Raw genomic sequence first — 19,704 nt, 5'->3', positions numbered from 1 at the left:
GTCGATCCTGTCGTCGCGAACACAGGGTGGTGCGGTGCGTTCGGCGAGGGCAAACTTGGCTTGTGAGCGAACGCCCGTGGGTGCTGCATGTGGATCTCGACCAGTTCATCGCTGCCGTCGAAGTGCTGCGGCGGCCCGAGCTCGCGGGCAAGCCGATCATCGTCGGGGGCCGCGGTGATCCTACCGAGCGTGCGGTGGTCTCGACGGCGTCGTACGAGGCCCGGGCATTCGGTGTGGGCTCCGGGATGCCGTTGCGGATCGCTGCCCGGAAGGTTCCCGAAGCCGTGATTCTGCCTGTCGACCATGAGACCTACCTCGCCGCATCAGAGGCTGTGATGTCGGTATTGCGTTCGCAGCCGGGGGCCACTGTTCAGGTGCTGGGCTGGGATGAAGCGTTTGTCGGCGTGGAAGCCGCGGATCCGGAGGCCTACGCCAGGCAGCTGCAGGATGCTGTGCTCGAGGCTACGCGGTTGCACTGCAGCGTCGGCATCGGGGACACGCTGGTCCGGGCCAAGGTTGCGACGACGTTCGGCAAGCCCGCCGGGCTCTTCCGCCTTACGGAAGGCAACTGGCTTGAGGTCATGGGCAGCAGGCCGACCATCGAGCTGTGGGGCGTGGGTACCAAAGTCTCCCGTCGCCTGGCCGGACTGGGCATTAATACGGTTTCAGAGCTGGCCGCGGCCAACCCGGATGACCTGGTGCCGGAGTTCGGCCCGAAAATGGGGCCGTGGTACGCGCAGCTGGGCTGCGGCGACGGCGAACGAACCGTCGATGACACCCCGTGGGTTGCCCGCGGCCACAGCCGGGAGACCACCTATCAAAAGGATCTGATCGAACCCGAGCAGATTTCCGACGCCGTCACCGAGTTGGTTGCCCGTGTCCTTGAGGACGTCGCTGCCGAGGAGCGCCCGGTAATCTCGCTGACGCTGAAGGTCCGGTACGCGCCCTTCTTCACGAAGACGTATGCCAGGAAGATCGCTGAGACGTTCGACCGGGCCGAGGTGCTGGCCCGTGCCCTCGATCTCGTGGCGAAGATCGAGCCCGGCCGCCCGATCCGACTCCTCGGGCTGCGTGCTGAAATGCCGATGCCGGAGGACTCCCGGCAGGGCCACACTCCAACGCGCAGCGGCTGGTGAGATGCACGCAAAGCGGGCTGCCGCCGTCGTCGTGCCCGTTAACGCACATCGACTCTCCTCAAATGGTCCTTATTCGGGCGCAAAACGCGCTGAAAAGAACCATTTGGGGAGAGTCGATGCAACAGGGTAGAGCTACGAAACCGCTACGGGTTCCTTGCGCTCGGAGACGCCGCGGACGGCTTCGTCGAATTCGGCTTCGATCTCCGGGTTCGGCTTCCAGGTCATCCGGCTGACGACGACGGCGACAACGAGGTTCGCGAGGAACGCCGGCACAATCTCGTACATGGTCGCGGCCAGCGGCGAGTTGCCCCAGGCGAAGACGACGACGGCGCCCACCAGCATGCCGGACAGCGCGCCCGGCATGGTGAACTTGCGCCAGAAGAGCGAGAGCAGCACGGTGGGCCCGAAGGACGCACCGAAGCCGGCCCAGGCGAAGGCAACCAGCGCGAGGATGGACTCATTACGGCCAGTGGCGATGACGATCGCCACGATGGCCACCACGAGCACGCCGAGACGGCCAAGGATCACGCCCTGCTTCGGCGTGAGGTTCTTCTTCGAGACCATGTTGTAGAGGTCCTCGACCAGCGCCGAGGAGCACACCACCAACTGCGAGGAGATGGTGCTCATGATCGCTGCAAGGACGGCGGCCAGCACAATTCCCGCAACGAACGGGTGGAAGAACGCCTGCGAGAGCGCGAGGAAGACCGCTTCAGGATCCTCGAGCGTGAGCTGCGGGTTCTGCTCGAAGTACGCGATGCCCACCAGTGCGGTGAGGATGGCCCCGATTACGGTGAGGATCATCCAGCCGATGCCGATGCGGCGCCCGGCCGTGGCATCCTGCGGGCTGCGCAGCGCCATGAAGCGGACAATGATGTGCGGCTGGCCGAAGTAGCCAAGGCCCCATGCTGCGGCGGAAATGATCGCGAGGACCGAGCCGCCGGCAACGAAGTTGAGCATTGACGGGTCCACGGCGCGGATCGACTCGGTCATGCCGGTGAAGCCTCCCACGTTGACCAACCCGATGATCGGGACAATGATCAGCGCGAGCAGCATCAGGATGCCCTGTGCCACATCGGTGAAGGTGGCGCCCATGAAGCCGCCAAACAGGGTGTAGGAGATGGTCACCGCGGCGACGATCACCATGCCGAGCGTGTAGTTCGAGTTGAAGGAGGACTCGAAGAACGTCCCACCGGCAACCATGCCCGAGGACACGTAGAACGTGAAGAACACGAGGATGATGACGCCGGAAACCATCCGGAGTACCCGGGATCGGTCCTTGAGTCGGTTCTCGAGGAAGCTCGGAACGGTGATGGAGTTGTTCGAGACCTCCGTGTAGCTGCGCAGTCGCGGGGCGACAACCTTCCAGTTCACCCAGGCGCCGATGGTCAGGCCGATGGCGATCCAGACTTCAATCAGACCGGACAGGTAGATGGCACCGGGGAGTCCGAGCAACAGCCACCCCGACATGTCCGAAGCGCCGGCGCTGAGCGCTGCGACGCCCGGCTTGAGCCCGCGGCCGGCGAGCATGTAGTCATCGAGATCGGAGGTTTTCCGGTACGCATACCAGCCGATTCCCAGCATGGCGAGCATGTAGAGCGCCATCGCCAGGTATTGGTAGGTCTGATCAGTCATGAATCCCTTTCACATTTTACTTGGAACTGGCTGAGTGCAGCCGCCCACTATTCCAAGGTCCCACCCAGTTTGGCTAATAAGGTGAACTGGCTCACTTGTGGCCGGCCTATGTTACTGGCGGGTAATATAGGTGGATGCATCTGCTCTTTCGGACCCTCTGGTTACTCCTTGCATCCCGCCGCCGCTCGAAGCTGAGCATCTGGGACTCGTCATCGCTGCCGCTGCGTGTCCAGCTCACCGACATCGACATTGCGATGCACGTCAACAACGGCATGTACCTGTCCCTGATGGACCTGGGCCGCTTCGATCTCATGATCCGCAGCGGCTTCTGGAAGCTCATGCGCCAGAAGGGCTGGAGCCCCGTAGTCAACGCCGAAACCATCACGTTCCGGAAGTCACTGCAGCTTGGCCAGCGGTACACCATCGAGACGCGGATCCTCGGCTTCGATGAGCGCGCCATCTTCTTTGAGCAGCACATGGTGCACCGCGGTGAAATCTACGCCCGCGCGTACATCGCCACCCGCCTGCTCTCCTCCAGCGGGCCGGTTTCGAATGAGGAGATCTTTGAAGCATTCGGGGGGCTTCCTCCGGCGGACCTGGTGCTGCCGGAGTGGATCCATGAGTGGCGCCTGAACACGGCGCTGCCCAGCACGAAACGCCCTGCCCCGCACGGCTGGGTGCACTGAGCCGACGCCCTGAGGCGCAAAAGTGCCGGGTTTGGGCAGGATCGTGGGGGCGTCCCTACCACGATCCTGCGCAGAAGCGGCACCTTTGCGGTCAGGTGGGACCGATACCTAGTTCAGGAACGCGCTGACCACTACGAAGATCATCACGGCCGCGATCACCACGAGAATGCCCGCGATCATCAGGTTCCGGTATTTGGCGCGACCCTTCGGTGAGAGTGTGGCGTCGTCGTCGTGCTTGTCCTTGTCTGGCGTCTGACTCATGGTGCCTCCTGAAACTCGCGCATGATGCGGTCCTTCTCCATCCTAGGGACGCTGCACCGAGATGGAAAGGCTACTTACTAATTTGGATCACCGGTACTTTCGGTGCTGGTTCTCCCTGGAAGACGGTTCACCGGGAGCCGCGCTGATCCAGGGCCCAGTCCCTTCCGACTGGTCCAGCACGCCCTCCTCCAGCCACTCATAGCGGCCATCGAGGATCTTCGACGCAAGCCGGTTGTCGGCGGTGTCACTGTTCCTCCACAACTCGGTGAACAGCTCTTCCACCCGCGCCCGGGACTGCAGGCAGAACGTGTCTGCCAGTTCGATTGCCTCCCGGCGCCGGCCCTGTCCGGCGAGATAATCGGCGTGCGAGCAGGTCGCCGCCATGGCGAACAGTTCCGCTCCGATATCCACAATCCGTCCAAGAAACACCTGCCGATGCTCCAGCCGTGCCTGCCAGCGGCCCATTCCAAAGAACGTATGCCGGGCGAGCCGCCGTGACGCCCGTTCGACGTAGCGCACGTGCCGCGCCAACCGGCCGAAGTCGGAGTAGGATCGCGGGTTCAATCCCGGCCCTGCCATGAGCTTGGGGAGCCAGCCCGCGTAGAACCCGCTGGCACCGACGGCCGCGTGCGCTTTGGCGCGGAGGTCAGCGTCCGACGACGCCAGGTCGCCTGCCGCTGCAAGGTGGGCATCCACGGCCTCGCGTGCGATCAGCAGGTGCATGATTTCCGAGGATCCTTCGAAGATGCGGTTGATCCGCAGGTCACGCAACTGCTGCTCGGCCGGGACCGCCCGCTCGCCGCGGGCCTTCAGTGAGGCGGCGGACTCATAGCCCCTTCCGCCGCGGATCTGCACCAGTTCATCCGCTACCCGGTACGCCATTTCGCTGGACCAAAGCTTGGCGAGCGCAGCCTCGATGCGTACGTCCTTCTGTCCGGCGTCGGCGAGGCTGGCCGAGAGCTCGAAGACCGATTCCAAGGCGAACGCCGTCGCCCCGATGAATGCGAGCTTCTTCGCGACGGCCTCATGCTTGCCGATCGGGCGGCCCCACTGGACACGCGCGTTGGACCATTCCCGGGCGATCTTCAGCGACCATTTTCCGGCCGCCGCGCAGTTCGCCGGGATGGAGAGCCGCCCGGTGTTCAGGGTGGTCAGCGCAATGCGGAGGCCCTGCCCCTCCTTGCCCAGGCGGTTCGCCGCGGGTATCCGTACGTTCGAGAACCGGGTGACCCCGTTCTCGATACCTCTGAGTCCCATGAACGCATTCCGGTGTTCCACGGTGATCCCCGGCGCATCACCTTCAACCACGAAGGCGGAGATGCCGCCCGGTCCGTCGTCGTGCGGTGGAACCTTGGCCATCACGACCACCAGTTCCGCGATCACACCGTTGGTTGTCCAGAGCTTGTTGCCGTTGATGACGTAGGAGTCGCCGTCGCGCGTTGCGGTTGCGTTCAGACGGGCGGGATCGGAGCCGACGTCGGGCTCGGTGAGCAGGAAGGCGGAGATGGCGCCGGCTGCGCAGCGCGGAAGGTAGGCCTGCTTCTGTTCAGGCGTGCCGAACATGCGCACCGGTTCCGGAACTCCTATTGACTGGTGCGCCGACACCAGCGCGCCGAGGCTAGGGTGCACTGAGGAAAGCAGCATCAGCGCACGTCCGTAGTAGGTGAGCGAGAGGCCCAGTCCGCCGTACTCCTTGGGAATCTTGATCCCGAAGACGCCGAGGCCGGCAAGCCCACGGAGATACTCGTCCGGAATCATGGCATCGCGTTCGATCACCTGCCCGTCCATCGTGGCAGCGAAGGTGGTCAACAGCGTGAGGAACTCTTCGCCGTCGTCGTACTGGGACGATGTGGGGGAGGGCTGCGGGTGGATGAGTGAGGCATCGAACCGGCCCATGAAGAGCCCCTTGGCGAAGCTGGGGCGGTTCCACTCAGTCTCGCGGGCGGCTTCCGCGACCTGGCGCGACGTGCGCTCGTTGACGTTCTCCTGAAGTGCCATGGCAGCCCCCTTCAACGGTGGGCTCCGCGAGCCGGAGCCCGGCCATCCGTTAATGCTACTCCCGGGTAGCTTTTGCTGGAGGGGAAGCGGAAAAACGGCATCCTAGCGTTACATTCGCCCTGCGGATCCCACACCCGTTCACGATCAGGCGATCCGGCGCATGACTATCAAACGTCAACTAAAGGTTGACATGATGCCCGCGGCTGCGTCAGCATGGGGCATGCGCTCACAACTGATGACGGTCGCAATCGCGTCTGCGATCACCGCCGCAGTTGGGCTGCTCACGGCCGAGGGCTGGCCGGGCTACGTGATCGGTGCGGCGCTCGCGCTGTCACTGTGGTTGATGCTCTTCTTCGGGTCGTTCTCGGCTGCTAAGCGCGGTGTCGTCTCCCCGGTGACCTATGCCGGTGCTGCAGTGCTCGCCGTCGCGCTCGGCTACGTATTCTTCCGGCTCGGGGACAACAACGGTGCCTGGTGGGCGCCGGCGTTCGTCATGGCCGGCGCCGTCATGGCCGGGGCATCGTTTCGCGCCGCCGGAACCGGCCGCGGCTCGGGAGAGACCGACGGCCGGAGATGAAGCCGAATCCGCCGGCCTCGACGACGTCGTCGCAGCCCGGGAGCGGCTTGAGCAGGCACGCGGTGAACTGCAGACCGCCGTCACCCGTGCGCGCTCGCACGGCCAGACGTGGGCCCAGCTGGGCGCGGTGCTCGGCATCACCCGGCAGGCTGCGTTCAAGCGGTTTGGGTCCCCTCGGGACCCGCGGACAGGAGGTACCATGCACCCGGCAATGACGACCGAAGACGTGGTCGAGCTGACCGAGCGGGTCTTCCGCCTGGTCGACTCCGGCGACTACGACACCCTGTGCGGCCTGATGGCCGAGGAGACCGCCGCAGTCCTGACCCGCGACGTGGTGCTCGGCATCTGGGCCCGGGCGGTGGCCGACACCGGGAACCTGGTTGGCTGCCGCCAGACCGGCGTCCAGCTGCCCGACGGTACTCCGGCCGAGGTGGGCGAGACGCTACTGGGCTCGCTGGTCGGCCACACCGTGCTGGAGTGCGAGGCCGGGCGCTGGCTCGGCCGTGTCGCGCTCGACCCCGAGCACCGTGTGGTCGGGATGCTCGTCGTGCCGCCCGACCACGGCAAGCTGCCGTTCTAGCCGCGTCGGGGTGGCAGCGGTGACCTGTCGCTGGTCTGCGCGTCCAGGAACGGACCGCGCGACGCCGGTGTCTGATGCACCGGGTCCCTGCCGATACGCTTATGCCCATGGCCGAGCTCACTCCCCTCCAGCGTCTTGCCCAGGAACACCGTGTCGGTACCACCTTCCGCGGTTGGGATGGAACGGATCAGACTGTCAGCGACTCCACGCTGACCTCCGTGCTCACCGCACTGGGCGTGCCCTGCCGGAACGACGACGACGTCGCCTCCTCCCTTCGCGCCGCCGAAGTCGCGCCGTGGCTGCGCACGCTGCCGCCCGCCGTCGTCGTACGCCAGGGACTGCCCGTCCAGGTGCCGGTGAATGTGGCTTCGGGGGCGCAACCGCACCTGCGGGTTCGGCTTGAGGACGGGACGGATCGCAACCTGGAGGTCTCCTCCGGAGACACACACGAGGTGGACGGGAAGTCCGTCAGTCGATTCACGGTCGACGTCCCCACCGACCTTCCGCTTGGCTGGCATTCGCTCGCGGTGGAGGGCCTGGAAGAGTCGCCGTGCGCGTTGGTGGTGACGCCGCAGAGGCTCAGCACCGCGGACCGGCTGCCCCGGACGTGGGGGCTCATGGCGCAGCTGTATTCGGTGCGCTCGCGGTCCTCATGGGGTGTCGGCGACCTTGACGATCTCGCGCAGCTGGCCGAGGTAGCGGCGGACAAGGGTGCGGGCTTCGTGCTGATCAATCCGCTGCACGCCGCGGAGCCCAAGCCGCCCGTTGAGGCATCGCCCTACCTGCCGAGCACCCGTCGGTTCTTCAATCCGCTGTACCTGCGCGTGGAAAATATCCCCGAGTTCGACGGGTTGGCCAATCCGGAGGCCGTTCGGGCCCTGGCCGCGCAATTCCAGCAGGCCAACCTCAACGCTGAGCACATCGACAGGGATCCGAGCTATGCGGCGAAGTTGGAAGCACTTGAGTTGGTCTTCGCCGTGCCGCGTGCGCTGGAACGTCAGGAAGCGTTCCAGCGGTTCCGGGCGGAAGCCGGGCCCGGGCTGGAGAGTTTTGCGCTGTGGTCTGCGCTCGCCGAGACGCTGCCCGAAGGTGCGCGGGAGTGGTCCGACCCCGAGTTCCTTCAGACTCAACGGCCGGGACTGAGCAACCGGATCGAGTTTTACGAGTGGCTGCAGTGGCTGTGCGACGAGCAACTGGAAGCCGCGCAACATGCTGCCCTGAAGGCCGGCATGAACCTCGGCATCATGCACGACCTCGCGGTCGGTGTGCATCCCGCCGGCGCCGATGCGTGGGCGCTGCAGGACGTCCTGGCAAACGGCATCAGCGTGGGAGCACCGCCGGACATGTTCAACCAGCAGGGGCAGGACTGGGCTCAGCCGCCGTGGCATCCGGAACGCCTTGCCGAATCCGGGTACGCGGCGTACCGCGACATGCTGCGGACCATCCTCCGTCACGCCGGCGGCATCCGGATCGATCACATCCTTGGGCTCTTCCGCCTGTGGTGGATCCCTTCCGGCAGCATGCCCGGCGACGGCGCGTACGTTTACTACGACCACGAGGCGCTCATCGGCATCCTTGCCCTCGAGGCGGAGCGGGCGGGCGCCGTCGTCGTCGGTGAAGATCTTGGTGTGTTCGAGCCGGGCGTCCAGGAGTACCTGGCGGAGCGCGGCGTGCTCGGCACGTCGATCCTGTGGTTCGAGTACGACGACGACGCCCCTCGCCCGCCCGAAAAGTACCGTGAAGCATGCCTCACGACCGTCACAACCCACGATCTCCCACCGAGTGCGGGTTACCTTACGGGTAAGCACGTGGACCTTCGGGAGCAGCTCGGCCTGCTGGGCCGGCCTGTGGAGGAGGAGAGGGCCGCCGACCGTGATGCGCAGGAAGGCGTGCTTTCGCTGGTGCGGTCGCGGGTTTCTGCGGGTTCAGGCGACCTTCAGTCGACGGTTGAGTCGCTGCACGCTTTCATCGCGCAGACCCCGTCGGTGCTGCTCGGGATGGCGCTGACCGACGTCGTGGGGGAGGAGCGTACGCAGAACCAGCCCGGTACGTCGGCGGAAGAATACCCGAACTGGCAGGTCCCGCTTGCCGGACCGGACGGCGTCGTGCTGATCGAGGAGCTGCCTTCCCTGGCCCGGTTCGAGGCCCTGGTCCGGGCGATCGAGGGCTGATCTTGGGCGCGGTGTACCACTTACGCAAAGGCGCCGTTTCTGTGCAGGATCGTGGGGACGTCCCTACGTTCCTGCGCAAAAACGGCGCGTTTTGGTTGGTGTGCCCGGTAAGTGCTGCTCCTCAGTCGCGGGTGACGTTGAGGTGCACACCGTCGTCGTCGACCCGATCTACAGCGTCCGCGGCCTCGTAGAAGTTGTTGCCGATCCCGGTGCCGTCCACCTCCACATAGCCAAGCCGGAGGAGGCGCTCGGCGCGTTCGTCGTCGACGTCGTCGGTGCTGAAAGCGCCCGAGAGGAAGTTGACGATCCCACCCCGCTCCTGCGTTTGACCTTCGGGAGTAACTGCTTCCGGGTCGCCCATCTTGACGCTTTTCACGGTGCCGATTTTCTTGCCGCCCGCGTTGAGGACGTCCATACCTTCTCGAACTTCACTGAGGTCGTTCATGGGTGTTTCTCCTTCCGGTCCGGTGCTCGGACTCCCACCGTAAACCGCTGACTGCTCGCGTGGGAAGGGCGGGGCTAAGCGCGCGTAGGCAACGAACCCGTTGCCTACGCGCAGGTGACGCGGATTAGATTCACCGTCGTTTGCGGGAAGGGAACGGATCCGTTGGTTGGAGGCCGAGCTAGATGCTGCTCGCGAGCTCCGCCGTCGGAACCGCTTCCTTCGCCGGGAACGACGGCGCGTGTACGCCCGTCATCTCCTCCATCACGCGGACCACCTGGCAGCTGTAGCCGAACTCGTTGTCATACCAGACGTAGAGGACCAGGTTCTTGTCGTTGCAGATAGTGGCGAGGCCGTCCACTGTCCCGGCGCGGCGGGAGCCCACGAAGTCTGTGGAGACGACGTCGGGGGAGTCGATGTAGTCGATCTGCTTCCGGAGGTCGGAGTGCAGGGACATCTGCCGGAGGTAGTCGTTCACTTCCTCGACCGTGGTGCCGTTCTCAAGCGAGAGGTTCAGGATCGCGATGGACACGTCAGGGGTGGGTACGCGGATGGAGCTGCCGGTGAGTTTCCCCTGCAGTTCCGGCAGCGCCTTCGCGACGGCCTTCGCGGCACCCGTCTCAGTGATGACCATGTTCAGGGCGGCGGAGCGTCCGCGGCGGTCGCCCTTGTGGAAGTTGTCGATCAGGTTCTGGTCGTTCGTGAAGGAGTGGACGGTCTCTACGTGGCCGTGGACGACGCCGTACTCGTCATTGATCGCCTTCAGCACCGGCGTGATGGCGTTGGTGGTGCAGGACGCCGCAGTCACAATGCTGTCGTCGGCTGAGATGGTCGTGTGGTTGATGCCATGCACGATGTTCTTCAGCGCACCCTTGCCCGGAGCCGTGAGCAGTACCCGAGCCACGCCCTTGCTCTGCAGGTGCTGGCTGAGGCCTTCCTCGTCGCGCCAGCGGCCGGTGTTGTCCACTACCAGCGCATCCCGGATGCCGTACTCGGTGTAGTCGATCGTGGCCGGGTTGTCCGAGTAGATGACCTGGATCCGGACGCCGTTCGCGGTGATGGTGTTGGTTTCCTCATCCACCTGGATGCTGCCCTCGAACGATCCGTGAACCGAGTCGCGGCGGAGCAGGCTGCCGCGCTTCATGAGGTCATTCGAGGCACCCTTCCGCACCACGATTGCCCGCAGGCACAGGCCGTGCCCGCCGCCGGCCTTCTCGATCAAAAGCCGCGCCACAAGGCGGCCAATGCGCCCGAAACCATAGAGAACGACGTCGGTACTCGTCCGGGCGTCCGCACCGCGCTTTCCGACGACGTCGGCCAGCTCCGAACGGAGGAATTCCTCGAGAGAAGGACCGCCGGCGCCCTCCTGGCTTGACTTGTACTTCTGGTTCAGGCGCGCGACGTCGATCGACGCCGCGCCGAGGTCAAGCTCAGCCAGCGTACGCAGGAGGGGAGCGGTGTCCTCCAGGAGCAGCTCTTCCTTGCTCATGCGCCGCGCGAATCGGTGGGCTTTCAGGATGCCCATGGTGGACTTGTTGATGAGGCTGCGGCCATGAATGCTGGTGACCACGTTGTTCTCGCGGTAGAGGCGGCCGATCACGGGAATCATTCCCTCGGCGAGAGCCTCACGGCTCATCCAGGTGTCGCGGGTGACGGAAGGGTTGTGATCCACGATGATCAGGTCCTCTCTCTCACCGGGTTCTCCGGTGTTTGCCGCCGGCTTCGAGGAGTTCCCGCCTGGCCGGCTGAGTGTTCAGGATAGTCCGCAACACGGGCCGAACGACGACGACGCCGGCGTGCTGGGTGCGGTTGTAGACCTAGGATATCGGCCGCTTCCGCCCTGCAAAGACGAGTAGGCCGCTTCTGTGATGAACCGCATAGCGCATCCCTCATCCCTTTGGCCTAGATCCTGCGGGGGAGCCGGAATGTCGGTGCCGCTGGCTACACTGGCGCAGGAACAACCGGAAGGGCCGTCCCGCACATGCTGAAAGTACTGAACCGGCTGACATCCGCCGACTTCGAGGAGAACCGGTGGGAGCGGCCGGGCCCTACGCGGGACCAGCTGCGCCGGGACGTGACCGGCGTCGTCGTGTTCTTCCTTGTCAGTGCGGTCACGCTCGAGCTGAGCCGCGGGTTCGGAATGCTGGCCGAGGCGGAGAATCCCATCTGGCAACAGCACCTCGTGCTCGCGCTGATGATTCTCCCGTTGGTGCTGCGGCGGCGCTTTCCGGTGGCCGTGATGCTGGTGATGTCGGCCCTGTTCATCATTTTGAGTCTCTGGATTCCCATCGTTTCCATCCAGCTCTCCTACCAGGTGGCGTATTTCGCGTCCCTCTATTCAGCGGTCGCATGGGCGAAGGACCGCCGCGTGCTGTGGCTGGGGACCGCCGTCGTCGTTGTTTCGATGACGCTGTTCCTGATCCTGACGCTAACGGTCTCGAACGCCTATGACGGCCTGCTCGAGCAGGTGCGTGACGAGGGCGAGCGGGCGCGCGGTTTCCTCGAACCGCTGACCTCGGCAGCGCTGTACAACTTCGTGGTCAACATCGCGTATTTCGGCGGCGCCATCCTTGCGGGCATGTCGTCGTGGCGCAACGCGCTGCAGCGCACCCAGTTGGGGGAGCAGGCTGAGCAGATCGCCCGCCAGTCCGCGGAACTTGCCCGCCGCGCGGTCATTGAGGAGCGACTGAGGATCGCGCGCGAGCTGCACGATGTCGTCGCTCATCACGTGTCAGTGATCGGCGTGCAGGCGGGTGCTGCCCGCCGTGTCCTGGACCGGAAGCCGGAGGTCGCCGCGGAGTCGCTTCGCACCATCGAGCAGGCCAGCCGACAAGCGGTGACGGACATGCGGAACCTCCTGGGTGTGCTGCGCTCGGACACTTTGGTTCCACACATTGACGACGACGGCGCCCGCCGCCCGGAACCCGGCCTTGCGGACATCGGGGTGCTGGTGGAGAGCCAGCAGGACCTCGGACTCGACATCTCCTTCGCCCGCGTGGAAGACGTGCCGGGGGCCCTGGACGCGGTTTCTGCGCCGCTTTCCCTCTCGCTGTACCGGACGGCGCAGGAAGCGCTGACGAACGTCCGCAGGCATTCGACGGCTTCTGGTGCGGTAATGACCCTGCGTACGGGGCAGACGGATGGGCTGCGCTGGGTCGAGCTTGAGACGGTGGACAACGGCAAGCCGCGGCACGGGCCGAACGCTACCGGATCAGGGTACGGGTTGCAGGGAATCCGGGAGCGTGTGGCGTTGCACCGCGGGACGGCGGAGATCGGTCCACGGTCCGACGGCGGTTGGCGGGTTCGGGCGAGGTTCCCGATTTCGTGAGGCAGCGACACGGTCCACGGTCCGACGGCGGTTGGCGGGTTCGGGCACGGTTCCCGCTGTCCTGACAGCTCAGGCGAAGAAACAGACAAGAATGGGTGCAATGGACACGATTCGGGTATTGCTCGCCGACGATCAGGGGCTGGTCCGCGCCGGCTTCGCCACCATGCTCTCTGTGGAGGACGACATCGAGGTGGTGGGCCAGGTGACCAACGGCCAGGAGGCGGTGGACTTCGCTGCGGCCAACAACGTTGACGTCATCCTCATGGATGTCCAGATGCCTGTGCTCGACGGGATCCGCGCAACCGAGCTGATCACCGGCGCAGGGCGGGGAAAGGTCATTATCCTCACCACCTTTGAGCGCGACGATTACCTCTTCGACGCCATCCGCGGCGGCGCCAGCGGGTTCCTGCTCAAGAACGCCGAACCGGAGGATCTCATCGCCGCGGTGCACGCCGTCGCTGGGGGATATGCGCTGCTGGCACCGGAAGTCACCGTGCGGGTGATCGAGCGGTTCGCCAAACAACTGCACGGCAACGCACCGCCCGAGAAACCCCTCACCGCAGAACAACAACATCAACGGAAGCTTCTTGATTCGCTAACCCAGCGCGAGAAGGAGGTCCTCGTCTGCATGGCGTCGGGACTCAGCAACGCCGAACTGGCGAAGAAGCTGTTCCTCGCCGAGGCTACCGTGAAGTCCCACGTATCCTCACTGCTGGCCAAAATCCAGGTCCGAGACCGGGTGCAGGCTGTGGTCTTTGCGTACGAGAGTGGCCTCATCCGTCCGGGTGAGTGATTTGCTCCGGGCCTATCGGGGGTTGCTGGCTCATCCGTCCGGGGGAGGAAAGGTTCACTCTTTCGACTCATCTCCTTGCGGTCCCGCCTCACTAGATTTGAGTGCAGGTAGACCAACGGGAGGAAGAACCCATGCTGCAGGTGAACAACCTGACCCGGCGTTTCGGTGAGAATACCGCCGTCGACGACGTCAGCTTTACCGTCCCTTCGGGGAAAATGACCGGCTTTGTCGGCGCCAACGGTGCCGGCAAAACCACCACCATGCGCATGATCATGGGCGTGCTCACGGCCCATACGGGCGAGGTTCTGGTGGATGGGCATCCGGTCACCGCTCAGGACCGTTCGACGTTCGGCTACATGCCGGAGGAGCGCGGCCTGTATCCGAAGCAGCCCATCCTGGACCAGCTAGTCTACCTGGGCCAGCTGCATCGGATGAGCCAGCAGGACGCCCGTGCCCGTGCGCTTGACCTGCTCGAACGCTTCCAGCTCGGCGACCGCGGGAAGGACAAACTCGAGTCGCTGTCGCTCGGCAACCAGCAGCGGGTGCAGATCGCGGCCTCGCTGCTGCACCGGCCGTCTGCGCTCATCCTCGACGAGCCGTTCTCGGGGCTGGATCCGATCGCCGTTGACTCCATGGTGGACCTGCTCCGCGAACACACAGCCCAGGGCGTGCCCGTTCTGTTCTCGAGCCATCAGCTGGATCTGGTGGACCGGTTGTGCGACAACCTGGTGGTGCTGCAGAAGGGCCGCCTCGTAGCCTCGGGGACCGGCGACCAGCTGCGCGCCACAGCGCCCCGCCGCCACCGGATCTCAATCTCACCCGACGCCGGCTGGCTGCGGGAGGAAGCAGGGGTGACGGTGATCGACGTCGCAGGCAAGGACGCCGTTGTGGAACTGGAGAACGACGACGCCGCGCAGCGCCTCCTCACCGCAGCCATGTCACGCGGCAGCGTGCACGAATTCAGCCGGATCAGGCCGAGCCTGAGCGAAATCTACCGGGAGGTATCCCAGTGAGTACCGAAACGAAGTCCCAGAAAAAGCAACAGGAGCGCGAGCAGCAGTCGTCGTCGTCGTCCGCTTCGAGTGGGCAGCCGCCGTGGCTGATCGTCACGCTGCGTGAGGTCACGGTGAAAGCCAAGGACCGCGGGTTCGCGATTTCCACGATCGTTACCGTGGCCCTCATCGTCGCCGGAGTGGTGTTCAACGCCTTTATGTCCAGCCGCGGTGAGGATTTCACTGTCGCTGTAGCCTCGGACGCCGGTCAGTCCGTGATCGCGCTCGCGGACGAGGAGGCCCAGGCTGAGGACAGCAACACCGCCTTCACCGCCGTGACGGCCGACTCCGACGACGCCGCGCTGCAGCAGGTGCAGGCCGAAGAAGCCGATGCGGCCCTGATACAGAACGACGACGGCGGCTGGACACTCACTAGCTTGAACGAGATCTCGTCCGGGCTGCGCACCGCGGTGGGTGCGTCGCTGGAAACCTACACGCTCCAGGCGAATGCTGCCGCTGCGGGCACCACCCCTGAAGCGTTGCTGGAGGGCTCCGAGCTTGAGGAGTCGCTGCTGGAGGGCAACGCCGAGAACCAGGCGCTCGCACAGGTGGCCGGGTTTGTCTTCAGCTTCCTGTTCTACATGGCGTCCATCATCTTCGGGATGGCGATCGCCAACTCGGTTGTGGAGGAGAAGCAGAACCGGGTTGTCGAAATCCTTGCCACGGCCATCCCGATCCGTCAGCTGCTGTACGGGAAGGTGCTGGGAAATACGGTGCTCGCGATGCTGCAGCTCGCCCTGTACGGCGGGGCGGCGCTGCTTGCACTGAACCTGACGGGCACGGCGGAGTTGGCCGGAAGCGTCATTCCGGCGTCGGGCTGGTTCATGGTGTTCTTCCTCTTCGGCTTCCTCATTCTCGCGGCGATGTGGGCGGTGCTGGGATCGCTGGCGAGCAGGCCGGAGGACCTCAGCAGCAGTTCGACGCCGGTGATGGCGCTAATCTTCGCGGCGCTCTTTGCGGGGCTCTTTGCGAAGGGTCAACTGCTGGTAGTGGCGTCCTATGTGCCGGTGGTGTCCTCGGTGGCGATGCCGATCCGGATGCTGAACTCGGACATCGCGCTGTGGGAGCCGCTGCTTTCGCTGGTGCTTGCCCTGGCGGCAGCCGTCGCTCTGATCTACCTCGGCGAAAAGATCTACCGCCGAGCGGTGATGCAGGGCGGCGGAGCGTTGTCGTTGCGGAAGGCGATGAAGCTGGAGCAGTAGGGCTGGATGCCGGCGGAGTAGCTCCAGGTGTGTTCGTGGGCCGGCGCGTATTCGTGGAGCGGCACAGAAACTGACCGTACGAGAATGAAAGCACGCCAGGGGTCGACGCGGGTGTCTCTTATGCCCTCGTTACATCGGAGGACGCCGAGCGCTCAGCTAACCGCTTCAACTCCTTCAGTTGCTTCCGCATCATGAACAGGTCTCCCCAGGCGAGGGCATACCGCCGGATCGGCTTCAGCGGTCCGCGAGACAGCGGAACCACCATTTCCACGATGAGGCGGGACTGTGAACCTGTGGATTCCACTTCATAGTGGACCGTGAGCCTCCCAAAAAGGGAGGTGGGTGTTCCCTCATTCATGCTCAGCGTCATCGACTTTCCCGGCACGACCGCGATGACGGTGAATATGGTCATGACGGCGTCGCCTACTGAAATGTGGACCAGGTTCGGGTCAATAGTCTGGGGGCTTCGACGTCCAAAGTTGTCGGCCCAGTCGTAACTGTAGGGCGCCCTGCGCAGTTGGGTGACCCAGGCGAAAAGCTCACCGGCTGGTGCGTGGACGTCGATGGCCCGAACCCAATGCTGTCCCGGAGCGGGAACCGGGAATTGCCGTGGGATGAGCCCTTCACCCGATTCACCCGGGTACCACCACCAAGGCGTACGTTGTGGGAGGTGTAGGTTGTTGCTCACGTTGCTCCTGCCGGCTGCAGAGCCGTCTGGGCGTCTGGATGAATTGCGATTACGCTACCTTTCCAACTGCAGGATACGGGGAGGGAACCGTTCTTCGTTCTTTGCCGGGATACTTTTTCCTTGCAGTGACGTTGGACTACCAAGAGACCGCGGAAACGAAAGAAGGAACCGTCATGGCTGGATTCGGATCGCTCGGCAAGATTGCGAAGGAACTCGCACGCAACCCCAAGGTGCGAGAGGCGCTCAACAACCCCAAGACCAGGGAAATGGGCGGCAAGGTTGTGGACCGGGTAGCCGACGCCGCGGACAAGGCGACCAAGGGCAAGCACCAGGACAAGATTCAGAACGCACGCGGCCAGGCGCAGAAGCATCTGGGGGGCCAGGACGGTACCGCCGGTCCGGCTGGCACGGTTGGTCCCGACGGCACGCCGGGTACGGCTGGTACTCCGGGTCCGGCTGGCGCCACTGGCACCCCCGGCGCCACTGGCACCCCCGGCGCCACTGGCACCCCCAACCCCACGACGCCGGCAGATCCCACGCACCCGAACGCTCCCACCGGTCCCGCGGCCACCAATGACCCCTCAAACCCGAATGATCCCGCGAACCGGGACAACCCCATCAACCGCAACGATCCCGGAACTCCCCGCGCTTGACCCCTTGAGAAACGAATCTTGAGCGACGCAGCCGACTTCATTGATGCCGCGCTGCAACGGGAGGCGTCCTGGGACCGCGCGGACGGTCTCAACGCGCTCGACGACGGACTGCGCTACTACGGCGCGTCCGTCGGCGCGGTGCGTGGAACGGTTCGTGACGCGCTCCGGAAGTACCCGAACCTGACGCACGACGACGTCGTATTCCTCAGCTCCGAACTCTGGGACTTGCCGGTCTTCGAACGGCGGCTCGCGGCCGTTGTACTTTTGCAATCCAAGGTGCGTTTGTTGCGCAACTCCGACCTCACGAGGATCGAAGGCTTCCTCCGCAGTGCTGTGGTGGAGGCTCTCATTGATCCGTTGGCAGCAGACGTCATCGAGCCATTGATCGCTCAACTTGCCGGGCATGACCGAGCGAAGGCTGACGTTGTTGTTGACCGCTGGTCAAAAGACGCCGAACCACTAATCCGACGGGCAGCACACGTTGCCAGGGCATCTGGGCAGACCAAAGCGCAGCACTGAAGGAGCTTCCTGCCCGTTTGTCCTGCCTGCCTGGTTATCCACCCACCTAGAAGGGTGGTGGTGGTTCGGGGAGGGTGGTGTAGGTTTTGCCGGCGAGTGAGGTGATGTGCATTGCTCCGGATGGGGTTGTTTGGGTGTCTGCCCAGATGCCTTCGGTTTTGAGTGTGTGGTGGAGTTTGCATCGGGGCGCGAGGTTGCTGAGTTCGGTGTTGCCGCCGTGGGCCCAGGGGGTGGTGTGGTCGATTTCTGAGGTCCAGGCGGATCGGTTGCAGCCGGGGTGGATGCAGGTTGGGTGGGTGATCCGTACCCAGTCCTGGAGGTGTTTGGGTGGGCGGTATCTGTCCCTGCCGACGCTGAGGACGGCCCCTGTTTCGGGGTGGACGAGGATTCTGGTGAAGCTGGGTGCGTGGGCTGCGAGGTTGCGGGCGGTTTCCGGGTCGATAGGCCCGTAACCGTCCAGGAACCCGTTCGTGCAACCCTCGAGGTCCGGTCCGCCGGGGCCCGGATAGTCGCCAAAGTCGTCCGCAGCGGCGCCGTCGAAGCGGTCAAGGCTTGGGACGCCGGCGAAGTCAGAGCTGCCACCAGTTTCGTCCACGCTCGCGGCACCATCGCCACCATCGATGATGGTGCAACGCCCAAGGCCTGCACCGCTCCGCCCGCTGTCCTTCGCGCGCTCCTTCAGACGGCTTTCTGCCGCACCGCCGCTGGGAGTGTTCTGCCAGTCGTGTTTCTGGTGTCCGAGGAGGGTCATGACGGGGACGGTGAGGAACACGTTCGCACCGACACCGCGGTAGCCGGTGCCGTTCTTCGGGTTTCCGGTGCAGGTGTGGGTGAGCACGTCGGTGAAGACGTCCGCACGGAGCTGATTGAGGGTGCGTGGCTCGTCCGGGCTTTGCAGGGCTCGGGCGGCGGTGTTGACCCGGTTGAAGATCCCGTGCGCTTGTTCCGCGGGCAGGTACGCGCCGAGCCAGGCCATACCGTCCCGCTCGGGCTGGATGGCGACGTCCCGGTCCTTCACGGCCCGTTTGCGGCGTTCGATGATCGATTCCGGATGCAGTTCCTCACGTAGCCGCCGGCACCGTTGTGCCAGTTTGGGACGGGTCAATCCGGCGGCGGTGTCCAGGACTTCCTCCTCGTACCCTGGCATCGCTTCGGTTGGGATGGACCCGGATTCCTGCACGATCACCTGGGCTTGGGCGGGGCTGAGAGTCCCGGATTCGAGTGCTTCCCAGGTGGCCGATAGATCCTCACACAGGGTGAGCGCTTCACTGAGCATCTGCTGCGCGGTCCGGCCCGGCACCCGCAACAAGGGTGCGATCTCCTGGGCGGCTAACGTGAAGCCCGTCCCGGGGCGGTCCAACCCGGTCCGGAAGACCTCATGCCCGTGCATCTGATGGAACACTTGGGCAAGCAATGCCGCTGACTGGGCGGCAGCCCACGAGGTGAGCCGGTCAGCAGCCCGTATCAGGTCCAGTGCGTCCGGTAGGCCCTGCAACCACGGATTCTCATCCGTGAGCATCGCGACTAACGCCTTCGGACCAGCGGTCTCCACACGTTCGCGCTTCTCCTCAGCCGAGGAGCCGCCCTCGAAATCCGCAGAACGGCCTGAATCGAACCTGTTCTCATCAAACCGCGGACCCGCACAGAACAGACCATCACAACCGGCATCGCGCGGGCATGCGCAGGTAGTCCCACTTGCTTCCCCGGCAGGGGAACCGGCTTCTGTAGTCGCTGATCCGTTCATGACTTCAGTCCATCACCTGCCACTGACAGAAATCGGCCCCGGTAGAGCGACCAGATTATGCCCACAGCGAACAAGGTTAAATCGGCTCACGAAGCGGCCAAAACCCTACAGATGCACGGTGGAACGCAATTCGACCCTGACTGTTCGGCGTAGGTCCTGCTCGATTAGCTGAGGGGAAGACGCGACGGCGAGGACGTCATCCTTCTGGCACGCGAAGTCGAAAGTGGCACGGAGGGCGGCGT

18 protein-coding genes are annotated in these 19,704 nt (G+C 64.7%); 11 read left to right on the top strand and 7 right to left on the bottom strand.

Annotated elements, in window-relative coordinates; genetic code table 11:
- Positions 1-62: 62 nt before the first annotated feature.
- Positions 63-1,136 (top strand): DNA polymerase IV, encoded by a 1,074-nt coding sequence (locus tag BJ994_RS14265; RefSeq protein ID WP_483413537.1) that lies wholly within the window; start codon positions 63-65, stop codon positions 1,134-1,136.
- A 132-nt stretch (positions 1,137-1,268) separates the two neighbouring features.
- On the opposite strand, the gene putP is transcribed toward BJ994_RS14265, so the two are convergent.
- Positions 1,269-2,768 carry a sodium/proline symporter PutP gene (gene putP / locus BJ994_RS14260; RefSeq protein WP_167995103.1) on the bottom strand — a complete coding sequence of 500 codons (1,500 nt, stop codon included), beginning with the start codon at positions 2,766-2,768 and terminating at the stop codon, positions 1,269-1,271.
- 134 nt (positions 2,769-2,902) lie between these two features.
- On the opposite strand from putP, the gene BJ994_RS14255 reads away from it, so the two are divergent.
- Complete coding sequence (locus tag BJ994_RS14255; protein ID WP_167995102.1) at positions 2,903-3,454, top strand: acyl-CoA thioesterase; 552 nt, start codon at positions 2,903-2,905, stop codon at positions 3,452-3,454.
- A 108-nt stretch (positions 3,455-3,562) separates the two neighbouring features.
- Here the strand turns inward: BJ994_RS14255 and BJ994_RS14250 are convergent, their stop codons facing one another.
- Positions 3,563-3,715, bottom strand: a complete 153-nt coding sequence (locus tag BJ994_RS14250; RefSeq protein WP_167995101.1) for a hypothetical protein — start codon at positions 3,713-3,715, stop codon at positions 3,563-3,565.
- An 87-nt stretch (positions 3,716-3,802) separates the two neighbouring features.
- Entirely contained in the window at positions 3,803-5,713 is a 1,911-nt protein-coding gene (locus BJ994_RS14245; RefSeq protein ID WP_167995100.1) for an acyl-CoA dehydrogenase family protein, read from the bottom strand.
- Positions 5,714-5,873: 160 nt separating this feature from the next.
- Between BJ994_RS14245 and BJ994_RS14240 the strand changes: the two genes are divergently transcribed.
- The 3 genes from BJ994_RS14240 to malQ all read left to right on the top strand — a co-directional run bounded on the left by BJ994_RS14240 (position 5,874) and on the right by malQ (position 9,041).
- Positions 5,874-6,290: a hypothetical protein gene (locus tag BJ994_RS14240; RefSeq protein ID WP_167995099.1), complete on the top strand. Its 417-nt coding sequence runs from the start codon at positions 5,874-5,876 to the stop codon at positions 6,288-6,290.
- Between the two features lie 211 nt (positions 6,291-6,501).
- Positions 6,502-6,870, top strand: a complete 369-nt coding sequence (locus BJ994_RS14235; protein ID WP_167995098.1) for a hypothetical protein — start codon at positions 6,502-6,504, stop codon at positions 6,868-6,870.
- A 107-nt stretch (positions 6,871-6,977) separates the two neighbouring features.
- Positions 6,978-9,041: a 4-alpha-glucanotransferase gene (gene malQ / locus BJ994_RS14230; RefSeq protein ID WP_245192304.1), complete on the top strand. Its 2,064-nt coding sequence runs from the start codon at positions 6,978-6,980 to the stop codon at positions 9,039-9,041.
- 121 nt (positions 9,042-9,162) lie between these two features.
- Here malQ and BJ994_RS14225 read toward each other — a convergent pair whose 3' ends face one another.
- Together BJ994_RS14225 and BJ994_RS14220 are read right to left on the bottom strand one after the other, a co-directional pair.
- On the bottom strand, positions 9,163-9,486 hold the full coding sequence (locus BJ994_RS14225; RefSeq protein ID WP_167995096.1) for a hypothetical protein: 324 nt from the start codon (positions 9,484-9,486) through the stop codon (positions 9,163-9,165).
- 178 nt (positions 9,487-9,664) lie between these two features.
- Positions 9,665-11,155 carry a glyceraldehyde-3-phosphate dehydrogenase gene (locus tag BJ994_RS14220; RefSeq protein WP_342450384.1) on the bottom strand — a complete coding sequence of 497 codons (1,491 nt, stop codon included), beginning with the start codon at positions 11,153-11,155 and terminating at the stop codon, positions 9,665-9,667.
- 309 nt (positions 11,156-11,464) lie between these two features.
- Between BJ994_RS14220 and BJ994_RS14215 the strand changes: the two genes are divergently transcribed.
- From BJ994_RS14215 to BJ994_RS14200, 4 genes are all read left to right on the top strand, one after another.
- Positions 11,465-12,811, top strand: coding sequence for a histidine kinase (locus BJ994_RS14215; protein WP_167995095.1), 1,347 nt, complete (start codon positions 11,465-11,467; stop codon positions 12,809-12,811).
- A gap of 100 nt (positions 12,812-12,911) precedes the next feature.
- On the top strand, positions 12,912-13,604 hold the full coding sequence (locus tag BJ994_RS14210; protein WP_167995093.1) for a response regulator: 693 nt from the start codon (positions 12,912-12,914) through the stop codon (positions 13,602-13,604).
- Positions 13,605-13,735: 131 nt separating this feature from the next.
- Positions 13,736-14,617, top strand: coding sequence for an ABC transporter ATP-binding protein (locus BJ994_RS14205; protein WP_167995091.1), 882 nt, complete (start codon positions 13,736-13,738; stop codon positions 14,615-14,617).
- On the top strand, positions 14,614-15,858 hold the full coding sequence (locus tag BJ994_RS14200; protein ID WP_342450383.1) for an ABC transporter permease: 1,245 nt from the start codon (positions 14,614-14,616) through the stop codon (positions 15,856-15,858). The genes BJ994_RS14205 and BJ994_RS14200 overlap by 4 nt, the downstream gene beginning before the upstream one ends.
- Positions 15,859-15,976: 118 nt before the next feature.
- On the opposite strand, the gene BJ994_RS14195 is transcribed toward BJ994_RS14200, so the two are convergent.
- Positions 15,977-16,546: a hypothetical protein gene (locus BJ994_RS14195; RefSeq protein ID WP_167995089.1), complete on the bottom strand. Its 570-nt coding sequence runs from the start codon at positions 16,544-16,546 to the stop codon at positions 15,977-15,979.
- A gap of 173 nt (positions 16,547-16,719) precedes the next feature.
- On the opposite strand from BJ994_RS14195, the gene BJ994_RS14190 reads away from it, so the two are divergent.
- Both BJ994_RS14190 and BJ994_RS14185 read left to right on the top strand, forming a co-directional pair.
- Complete coding sequence (locus BJ994_RS14190) at positions 16,720-17,199, top strand: antitoxin (protein WP_209066893.1); 480 nt, start codon at positions 16,720-16,722, stop codon at positions 17,197-17,199.
- 18 nt (positions 17,200-17,217) lie between these two features.
- The gene (locus BJ994_RS14185) at positions 17,218-17,718 is read left to right on the top strand and encodes a DNA alkylation repair protein (protein WP_167995086.1); all 501 of its coding nucleotides are present in this window, start codon (positions 17,218-17,220) and stop codon (positions 17,716-17,718) included.
- Between the two features lie 46 nt (positions 17,719-17,764).
- Here the strand turns inward: BJ994_RS14185 and BJ994_RS14180 are convergent, their stop codons facing one another.
- A complete protein-coding gene (locus BJ994_RS14180) occupies positions 17,765-19,462 on the bottom strand; it encodes an HNH endonuclease signature motif containing protein (protein ID WP_167995084.1) in 1,698 nt (565 codons plus the stop codon).
- Positions 19,463-19,704 lie beyond the last annotated feature (242 nt).

The sequence above is a fragment of the Arthrobacter pigmenti genome, assembly GCF_011927905.1.
Classification (GTDB): Bacteria; Actinomycetota; Actinomycetes; order Actinomycetales; family Micrococcaceae; genus Arthrobacter_D; species Arthrobacter_D pigmenti.
The sequence above is the reverse complement of the archived record's forward strand: the minus strand, read 5'-3'. Positions and strand labels throughout refer to the sequence as shown.

What these genes read in the sequence shown, in the direction of transcription:
- putP (WP_167995103.1), bottom strand. Translation starts at nt 2,768, where the DNA reads ATGACTGATCAGACCTACCAATACCTGGCGATGGCGCTCTACATGCTC.
- BJ994_RS14255 (WP_167995102.1), top strand. Translation starts at nt 2,903, where the DNA reads ATGCATCTGCTCTTTCGGACCCTCTGGTTACTCCTTGCATCCCGCCGC.
- BJ994_RS14250 (WP_167995101.1), bottom strand. Translation starts at nt 3,715, where the DNA reads ATGAGTCAGACGCCAGACAAGGACAAGCACGACGACGACGCCACACTC.
- BJ994_RS14245 (WP_167995100.1), bottom strand. Translation starts at nt 5,713, where the DNA reads ATGGCACTTCAGGAGAACGTCAACGAGCGCACGTCGCGCCAGGTCGCG.
- BJ994_RS14240 (WP_167995099.1), top strand. Translation starts at nt 5,874, where the DNA reads ATGACTATCAAACGTCAACTAAAGGTTGACATGATGCCCGCGGCTGCG.
- BJ994_RS14235 (WP_167995098.1), top strand. Translation starts at nt 6,502, where the DNA reads ATGACGACCGAAGACGTGGTCGAGCTGACCGAGCGGGTCTTCCGCCTG.
- malQ (WP_245192304.1), top strand. Translation starts at nt 6,978, where the DNA reads ATGGCCGAGCTCACTCCCCTCCAGCGTCTTGCCCAGGAACACCGTGTC.
- BJ994_RS14225 (WP_167995096.1), bottom strand. Translation starts at nt 9,486, where the DNA reads ATGAACGACCTCAGTGAAGTTCGAGAAGGTATGGACGTCCTCAACGCG.
- BJ994_RS14215 (WP_167995095.1), top strand. Translation starts at nt 11,465, where the DNA reads ATGCTGAAAGTACTGAACCGGCTGACATCCGCCGACTTCGAGGAGAAC.
- BJ994_RS14210 (WP_167995093.1), top strand. Translation starts at nt 12,912, where the DNA reads ATGGACACGATTCGGGTATTGCTCGCCGACGATCAGGGGCTGGTCCGC.
- BJ994_RS14205 (WP_167995091.1), top strand. Translation starts at nt 13,736, where the DNA reads ATGCTGCAGGTGAACAACCTGACCCGGCGTTTCGGTGAGAATACCGCC.
- BJ994_RS14190 (WP_209066893.1), top strand. Translation starts at nt 16,720, where the DNA reads ATGGCTGGATTCGGATCGCTCGGCAAGATTGCGAAGGAACTCGCACGC.
- BJ994_RS14180 (WP_167995084.1), bottom strand. Translation starts at nt 19,462, where the DNA reads ATGAACGGATCAGCGACTACAGAAGCCGGTTCCCCTGCCGGGGAAGCA.